This window comes from Gordonia aichiensis, assembly GCF_039946255.1.
Classification (GTDB): Bacteria; Actinomycetota; Actinomycetes; order Mycobacteriales; family Mycobacteriaceae; genus Gordonia; species Gordonia aichiensis_A.
This window is the reverse complement of record NZ_JBCDWL010000038.1, coordinates 1-1394: the sequence shown is the minus strand read 5'-3', so window position 1 is coordinate 1394 and position 1394 is coordinate 1. Positions and strand designations below refer to the sequence as shown.

At 64.1% G+C, this 1394-nt stretch carries 1 protein-coding gene; it reads left to right on the top strand.

Translation table 11 applies throughout. The annotated features are described in order from the left end of the window. Positions 1-298: 298 nt before the first annotated feature. Positions 299-1369 (top strand): IS110 family transposase, encoded by a 1071-nt coding sequence (locus tag AAFO60_RS20775; RefSeq protein WP_347958145.1) that lies wholly within the window; start codon positions 299-301, stop codon positions 1367-1369. Positions 1370-1394 lie beyond the last annotated feature (25 nt).

The window sequence follows — 1394 nt, the reverse complement described above, 5'->3', positions numbered from 1 at the left end:
CGTATCTCTAATGGGTATTGGCTGGTCTGGTGCTAGCTGGAAGGCTTGGTTCTAGCTCCTTGTCCGAGTGGGACTGGTGTCGTATGTGCGGCCATCATGGTGGGCTTCGTCTCGACTTGTCAGCTCGGTGGTGAGGGGCTGGGACCGGCCCTCGCGTTGCTCGGGCTAGATAAGAGCATGTCAGTCCCGTCTTCGACGTCTGGACAACTGAAAAGACGGGATGGGACTCGTTAGAGATTTGCCTCGCAACGGTCACCGGGCCGGTCGCCCTGACAAGCGACTGAAAGGAACGCCCGCCATGTCCATTGTGGCAAACGTCTACGACTATGTCATCGGCGTCGACACTCATTCTCTCGATCACTGCTATGTGATCTGCGATGCCGGGACCGGTGAACCGATCGCACCAGCCAAGAAGTTCCCCACCACCACCGCAGGCACCACCCGAGCCATCGCATGGTGCCATAAACTCACCGCCTCGGGCTCGGTGCTGGCGGCAGTGGAAGGCACCGGCTCCTACGGTCGGCAGTTGTCCGGGGCACTGCTCGATGACGGCATCGCGGTCGCCGAGGTCCGACCCGGCCGCATCGGCGGCGACAAGTCCGACGCCATCGACGCGGCCAAGGCCGCCGAATCGGTCCGACGCCTCGACACCACCCGACTGACCGCCCCACGCGCTCGAGGCGACCGGGAAGCACTTCAGATCTATTGCGCGGCAAGATATGCCATCAGCAAAGACGTCGTCGCCGACAAGCAACGACTGATCGCCTTGCTGCGGCGCATCGACTTGGGCATCGACGCTCGCCACGGCGTCGGCACCGCCAAGATCGCGACGATCATCACCAGATGGGCCCGCCCGCATCGCAGCGATGACAGCACCAAAGCCGCCGCCCGCGCCGAGTCGGTTCGGCTAGCCCGACGCATCGTGGCCGGCACCAAGGAACTCCGTCGCAACGCCACCGTCCTGGCCAAGCTGGTCGCCGGCCTCTGCCCAGGCCTGCTGGAGCTGGCCGGGGTCGGACCGATCACCGCCGCCCGGATCCTGGTGTCCTGGTCCCACGCCGGGAAGTTCCCCACCGAAGCCGCGTTCGCCATGCACGCCGGAGTCGCACCCCTGCGATGCGGCAGCGGAAAAACCGACGAACAGCACCACCGCTTCAACTACGGCGGCGACCGGCAACTGAACTCAGCCTTCTACTGGATCGCCCGATCCCGGATGACCCACAGCGAACGCACCAAGGCCTACGTCGACAAACTCACCGCCAACGGAAAGACACCCAAAATGGCCCGCCGCGCCGTCATGCGCTACGTCACCCGAGACATCTACCGCTACCTCGAAGACAACAGCCCACAACCAGCCCCCACCGCTTGACAAAATCGATAAGAGCGTCGAGACC